At 66.1% G+C, this 6,190-nt stretch carries 7 protein-coding genes; 4 read left to right on the top strand and 3 right to left on the bottom strand.

Annotated features, from left to right (window positions below; genetic code table 11):
* The 3 genes from KGM94_RS22625 to KGM94_RS22615 all read right to left on the bottom strand — a co-directional run.
* On the bottom strand, nucleotides 1-873 hold an 873-nt coding region (locus tag KGM94_RS22625), incomplete at its 3' end, for a PP2C family serine/threonine-protein phosphatase (RefSeq protein WP_300264291.1).
* A gap of 67 nt (nucleotides 874-940) precedes the next feature.
* Nucleotides 941-1,780, bottom strand: a complete 840-nt coding sequence (locus KGM94_RS22620) for a formate/nitrite transporter family protein (protein WP_300264289.1) — start codon at nucleotides 1,778-1,780, stop codon at nucleotides 941-943.
* A 363-nt stretch (nucleotides 1,781-2,143) separates the two neighbouring features.
* Nucleotides 2,144-2,380, bottom strand: coding sequence for a hypothetical protein (locus KGM94_RS22615; RefSeq protein ID WP_300264287.1), 237 nt, complete (start codon nucleotides 2,378-2,380; stop codon nucleotides 2,144-2,146).
* A gap of 120 nt (nucleotides 2,381-2,500) precedes the next feature.
* On the opposite strand from KGM94_RS22615, the gene KGM94_RS22610 reads away from it, so the two are divergent.
* The 4 genes from KGM94_RS22610 to KGM94_RS22595 form a co-directional block, all read left to right on the top strand.
* The gene (locus KGM94_RS22610; protein ID WP_300264285.1) at nucleotides 2,501-2,704 is read left to right on the top strand and encodes a bacterioferritin-associated ferredoxin; all 204 of its coding nucleotides are present in this window, start codon (nucleotides 2,501-2,503) and stop codon (nucleotides 2,702-2,704) included.
* A gap of 166 nt (nucleotides 2,705-2,870) precedes the next feature.
* On the top strand, nucleotides 2,871-4,724 hold the full coding sequence (locus KGM94_RS22605; RefSeq protein WP_300264283.1) for a heavy metal translocating P-type ATPase: 1,854 nt from the start codon (nucleotides 2,871-2,873) through the stop codon (nucleotides 4,722-4,724).
* Between the two features lie 185 nt (nucleotides 4,725-4,909).
* A complete protein-coding gene (locus KGM94_RS22600; RefSeq protein WP_300264293.1) occupies nucleotides 4,910-5,809 on the top strand; it encodes an SMP-30/gluconolactonase/LRE family protein in 900 nt (299 codons plus the stop codon).
* Between the two features lie 21 nt (nucleotides 5,810-5,830).
* Nucleotides 5,831-6,190: aldo/keto reductase (locus KGM94_RS22595; protein WP_300264281.1), on the top strand; the 360-nt coding region annotated here is incomplete at its 3' end.

Raw genomic sequence — 6,190 nt, 5'->3', positions numbered from 1 at the left:
GTCCACGGCGAGATAGATGTGGCTGCGGGAGCTCGCGTGAATCTCGCGAACGATCTTGTAGCCGTCGAACAGGGACCGCGGCTCCAGCAGCGGCGGCAGGGGCAATTCTGGGGTTTGGGCAAATATCAGGGGTGACCGGCTCTGCGGCACCGCGTCGATACGCAAAATCTGCACGGTGATGTTGTCGTCGCTGCCGCGGCGATAGGCTTCCTCGACTATCACCTTGGCCGCATGGTCGAGCTCATGGGCGTGGGCGTCGAGCACGCCATTGATGAAGCGCTGGTCGACGAATTCGTAGGCGCCATCTGTCGCGAGCAGGAAGACGTCGCCTTGTTCGATCTGGACGGAATGGTAGTCGATCTCGATCTGCGGATTGATGCCGAGCGCGCGGCCGAGATAGGTCTGCTCGGATGAGATGATGACGCGGTGATCGTCGGTGAGCTGCTCGAGCGCCTTGCCGGCGACGCGGTAGATCCGGCAGTCGCCGACGTGGAAGATGTGGGCGGTGGCCGACTTGAAGACCATCGCGGTCAGGGTGCAGACATAGCCCTTGTCGCGGTCGTAGGCGTACTGGCTGCGGCGCGTCTGGGCATGCAGCCATGAATTGGTGGCGTCGAGCACGCGCCGCGCCGACGTCTTCACGCTCCAGGACTCGGACGTGCAGTAGTAGTCGGTCAGGAAACTCTTGACCGCGGATTCGCTCGCGATCTGGCTCACGGCGCTCGAGGAGATGCCGTCGGCGAGGACCGCGGCGATGCCCTTCAGGCTCAGCAGCGGCTCGTCCGGAATGAGGACGCCGTGGAAATCCTGGTTGATCGGCTTGCGGCCCCTGTCGGAATGCTGGCCGACCGAGATCTGCAGTCCGCGGCTCATCCGCGCCACGAATGGAAGGGGAGCCTCACCTTGTCCGGGCGAGGCTCCCTTGTCGAGGTGTCGTCGATCAGGCTGCAACGCGGGTCGGGGCCGCCGCGGTCGCCTTGCGCTTCGGCGCGGTCATGACATGCGTCGAGTACAGCGTCAGCCCGGTGAAGGCGAGGCCGCCGACCAGATTGCCCAGTACGGTCGGAAGCTCGTTCCAGATGAGATAGTCCATGATCGAGAATTTTGCATGGAGCATCAGGCCCGACGGGAACAGGAACATGTTCACCACGGAGTGCTCGAACACCATGTAGAAGAACACCAGGATCGGCATCCACATCGCGATCACCTTGCCGGGCACGGTGGTCGAGATCATGGCGCCGACGACGCCGGTCGAGACCATCCAGTTGCAGAGCATGCCGCGCAGGAACAACGTTGCCATGCCGGCAGCGCCGTGCGCGGCATAGCCGAGCGTGCGGGCTTCGCCGACGTTGCCGATGAGAGTGCCGACCTTATCCGGCTCCTGCGTGAAGCCGAACGTCGTGACGAAAGCCATCATGAAGGCCACGGTGAGCGCGCCGCCGAAATTGCCGAGGAAGACGAGGCCCCAGTTGCGCAAGACGCCGCCGAGCGTGACGCCGGGGCGCCTGTCGATCAGGGCGAGGGGCGAGAGCACGAACACGCCGGTCAGGAGGTCGAAGCCCAGGAGATAGAGCATCACGAAGCCGACCGGAAACAAGAGTGCGCCGACGATCGGCTGTCCCGTGTTCACGTTGATCGTGACGGCGAACCAGGCCGCGAGCGCGAGGATGGCGCCGGCCATGTAGGCGCGGATGACCGTATCCCGGGTGGACATGAAGATCTTGGATTCGCCCGCGTCCACCATCTTGGTGACGAACTCCGAAGGTGCGAGATACGACATCAACAGTTTCCTTTGCTCGTAGAAGAATGGACGCGCCATCCGTTGCCGAAGAGCGCGGCCGCACGGCAGGCGGCCGTGCGAATGAGTCCGCCGCAGACGAGAACCGGAGAAGCTCAGCCAATTGGGAATCGCGTCACGATGACCATGCGTGAGACGGCCACGCGAAGCTGTTGAACTCTCCAGTGTTGGCGCCGCCGGCGGCTCCAACTTTGCGGCATGCCGCAGTCATCATTGACGCTCGGTTGAAAAGCAGATTCCGTGCCAATTCGCTCTTTGCGAACGAATCTCTTTTCACCAATGGCTTAGCCGGAGATCGATCCGCGCGGCTCTTGTTGCCGCAAGAGGCGGTTGCACAATCGGGCTTCAGCCGATGCACAGCGAACCGACAAAATTGACCTCCAAAGGGCTGATCTGCACAACGATTGCGCGTCGCACAATTGTTGTGCGTGACGCCGAATTTCGATGCGTGTGGCTCCTTCGAATCCGGAGCGTGTCGACTGGTCGAAACACGAAGCGGCTGCCGTTGCTGAAGATGTTCTGATCGAGGCGGCTGGCACGAAGCTTGAATTGGTGTTCTTCGACGCCACCGATGCAGTCCATCGAGACCTCCTATCCGAATTGTGCAGCCGTCCGGCTGGGCTTCCCCGACACGCGCCCTCACGCGCGGCGGCGGCACGGGATAGACGGCCCTGTTCCTCCATCTGAAGGACGACCGGATCCATGTTGAAGACGACCAAGCCTGCCGCGCGTCGCCTCAGCCGCCGCCGGATTCTCGAGGCCGGCGCCGGCACCGCCGCCGAGATCGGCGCAAGGGTGAAGGCTGGTACCAATTGCGGCTCCTGCATCCCCGAGCTGAATCGCCTGATCGCGGAGGCGGGCGGCGCAGGCGCGAAGGAGGCGGTGTTCGCGGGCGCTGCGAGCTGACGCCCAGAGTCCTTCCCCCGGAGAGATTCCGGGATTGCTTCGTGGTGCTCGCAATGACGGGTGTGTCTGCCAACTCGGAACACCTCGCAGAAGCGCTTGATCTAGGTCATCACTCGCCGCGTCGCCTTCGCCACACTGGTCTTTCAGCAACCCGCCCGGCGTCTCCGTGCCCGCGTCCCATTCCGACGTTCCCATTCGGCCCTTCCTGATCGGCTTTCCAGCCGCGGGCCTCGCGCTCGGCTTCGTGCTGCGTGCGAGCGGTTGGGACTCCTGGGCCGACCCGGTCTGGGCGATCTCGACGCTGCCGGTGCTGCTTGCGCTCCTGGTGGAGATCGTGCGGTGCTTGCGCCGCGCCGATTTCGGCCTCGACATCGTGGCGGCCCTCTCGATGACGGCGGCGCTCGCGGTCGGTCAGCAACTCGCCGCCGTGGTCGTCGCGCTGATGTATGCCGGCGGGCAATATCTGGAAGATCTTGCCGAAGGTCATGCGCGGCGCGAGATGACGGCACTGCTCGCACGCGCGCCACGCACGGCGCTGCGACATTGCGGCGACCGGCTCGAGGAGATCGAGGTCGATCTCGTCGCGGCCGGCGACCGGCTCCTGATCCGCCAGGGCGAGATCGTGCCGGCCGACGGCACGCTGGCGAGCGAGGTTGCCGTGCTCGACCAGTCGGCGCTGACGGGAGAATCGCTGCCGGTGCAGCGCAAGGCCGGCGAGGCCGTCATGAGCGGTTCGACCAACGCGGGTGCCGCCTTCGACATCGTCGCGGCGCGCCCTGCGGCGCAGAGCACCTATGCCGGCATCGTCCGTCTCGTCGCGGCCGCGCAGCGCTCCAAGGCGCCGATGGTCCGACTCGCCGACCGCTATGCGGTGCTCTTTCTCGTCGCCACGCTCGCAATTGCGGGTGCGGCCTGGTTCTGGACGCAGGATCCGATCCGCATGGTGGCGGTGCTCGTGGTGGCGACGCCGTGTCCGCTGATCCTCGCGGTGCCCGTCGCCATCGTCGCTGGCCTGTCGCGCGCCGCCCACCACGGCATTCTGATCAAGGGCGGCAAGGTGCTGGAGACCATGGCGCGCGTCCGCTCGCTCGTGGTCGACAAGACCGGTACGTTGACCGCCGGCAAGGCCAGGGTGGTCGCGGTCCACGCCGCCGACGGATTCGCCGAGGACGAGACGATCCGTATCGCCGCCTCGCTCGACCAGGCTTCCAAGCATGTCATCGCGCAAACCCTGGTGACGGAGGCGCGGCGCCGCGGCCTGTCGCTTGCGATCCCGACCGAGGTGATGGAAATCCCGGGCGAGGGCATCCGCGGCAAGGTCGAGGGACGCAGCGTAGCGGTCGGCGGCCGGCGCTTCGTGAAGATGCATCTGGCGCGGCCGGAGCAGGCTGCGGACTTCGATGAATCGGCGCCGCAGCACGCGCCGGGCGCCGTCGCCGTCTGGCTTGCGGTCGACGGCCGGTTCGCAGGCCGCATCGTGCTCGCCGACGAACTGCGCGCCGGCATCGAGGAGCTGCTGACGAAGGTGCGAGGCCTCGACGTCGAGCGCATCGTGCTCGCCACCGGCGATCGCCGCGACGTCGCCGACGCCGTCACCGCCGGTCTCGGCCTCGACGCCGTCCGCGCCGAGTTGACGCCGGACCAGAAGGTGATGGTCGTGCTGTCGGAGCGCAAGGTGGGCCCGGTGATGATGGTCGGCGACGGCGTCAACGACGCGCCGGCGCTGGCGGCCGCCGATGTCGGTGTCGCCATGGGTGCGACCGGGGCGGCGGCATCGGCGGAGGCGGCGGATGCCGTGCTGTTGGTCGATACGCTCGACCGCATCGTGCCGGCGATCGAGATCGCGCGGCGCGCGCGCTTCATCGCCCTCGAAAGCGTCTATGCCGGCATCGGCCTCTCCACGCTTGGCATGATCGCCGCCGCGCTCGGCTACCTCACCCCGGTCGAGGGCGCACTGCTGCAGGAGGCGATCGACGTCGCCGTGATCCTCAACGCGCTGCGCGTGCTGCGGGGACGCTAGCCGCGGGTAGCCCGGATGGAGAGCCGCGAAATCCGGGACCGCGCCATCCCGCATTCCGCTTCGCTGCATGCGGGCTACGCCATCACAATTCCATTTCCGTCATGATGCCCGCGCCAATCGACGCCATCGACAATGTCCTCTAAGCTGCCCGCGATCCATCCGCAACCAAGCAATCAACGACAATGATGTACCTGGAAACGCCGCCGCGACCGATCGAGACCAAGCTCTTCTCCGCGATGCCCGAACGCTTCCGCCGCAAGGGCGTGCGCAGCGACTGGGCCGACGCCAACCGGCCGGGCGTGCCGACCGACAGCTTCATCGAGGGCCCCTCGTTCGACGCGAGCGGCAATCTCTACATCGTCGACATTCCCTTCGGCCGCATCTTTCGCATTGCGCCGGACGGGCAGTGGTCGCTGGTGATCGAGTATGAGGGATGGCCGAACGGATTGAAGATCGCGGCCGACGGCCGCATCCTGGTCGCGGACTACATGCATGGCATCATGGAGCTCGACGCCAAAGCGGGCCGCGTCGCGCCGGTGCTGACCGCACGCAATTCGGAATCCTTCCGCGGCTGCAACGACCTGCATCTTGCCTCGAACGGCGACATCTATTTCACCGACCAGGGCCAAACGGGCCTGCACGATCCGAGCGGGCGGGTCTACCGTCTCACGCCGTCCGGCCGGCTCGATTGCCTGATCCACACCGGCATCAGCCCGAACGGCCTGGTGCTCGATCCCACCGAGACCGTGCTGTTCGTCGCGATGACGCGCGACAATGCGGTGTGGCGGCTGCCGTTCATGAAGGACGGCAGCGTCTCCAAGGTTGGCCGCTTCTGCTCGCTGTTCGGCACCTCGGGCCCGGACGGCATGACGATGGATGCCACGGGGCGGCTGTTCGTCGGCCACGCCTCGCTCGGCCACGTCTTCGTATTCGCACCGAACGGCGAGATGATCGCGCGGATCAAATCCTGCGCGGGACCAAGCTGCACCAACGTCGCGATCGGCGGCGCCAACAGGGACCGCCTCTACATCACGGAATCGGCGACCGGCAGCGTGCTGGTCGCCGATATCGGTGAACTGAACTAGTCGATACGCGTTGGATCAACCATGCAGACAAAACCCTTCGGCCGCACCGGCGCAGACGTCTCCATGATCGGGCAGGGCACCTGGTATCTCGACCATGGCGACCGCAAGCAGGCGATTGCCGCGCTGAGACGCGGGCTCGACCGCGGCATGAGCCATATCGACACCGCCGAGATGTATGGCGACGCCGAGCTCGTGATCGCCGACGCCATCGCCGGCCGCCGCGACGAGGTGTTCCTGGTCTCGAAAGTGCTGCCGAGCAACGCTTCGCGTCGCGGCACCATCGCCGCCTGCGAGCGCTCCCTGAAGCGGCTGAAGACCGACCGGCTCGACTGCTATCTCCTGCACTGGCGCGGCTCCTATCCGCTTGCGGAGACGGTTGCC

Origin of the sequence: Bradyrhizobium sp. (assembly GCF_028868675.1) — a bacterium.
Taxonomy (GTDB): domain Bacteria; phylum Pseudomonadota; class Alphaproteobacteria; order Rhizobiales; family Xanthobacteraceae; genus Bradyrhizobium.
Note: the sequence above shows the minus strand (reverse complement) of the source record. Positions and strands in the feature narration are given on the sequence as shown.

Bases quoted from the DNA above. Each gene is read 5' to 3' on its own strand.
- KGM94_RS22615 (WP_300264287.1), bottom strand. From the start codon at position 2,380: ATGGACTGCATCGGTGGCGTCGAAGAACACCAATTCAAGCTTCGTGCC.
- KGM94_RS22610 (WP_300264285.1), top strand. From the start codon at position 2,501: ATGTTGAAGACGACCAAGCCTGCCGCGCGTCGCCTCAGCCGCCGCCGG.
- KGM94_RS22620 (WP_300264289.1), bottom strand. From the start codon at position 1,780: ATGTCGTATCTCGCACCTTCGGAGTTCGTCACCAAGATGGTGGACGCG.
- KGM94_RS22600 (WP_300264293.1), top strand. From the start codon at position 4,910: ATGTACCTGGAAACGCCGCCGCGACCGATCGAGACCAAGCTCTTCTCC.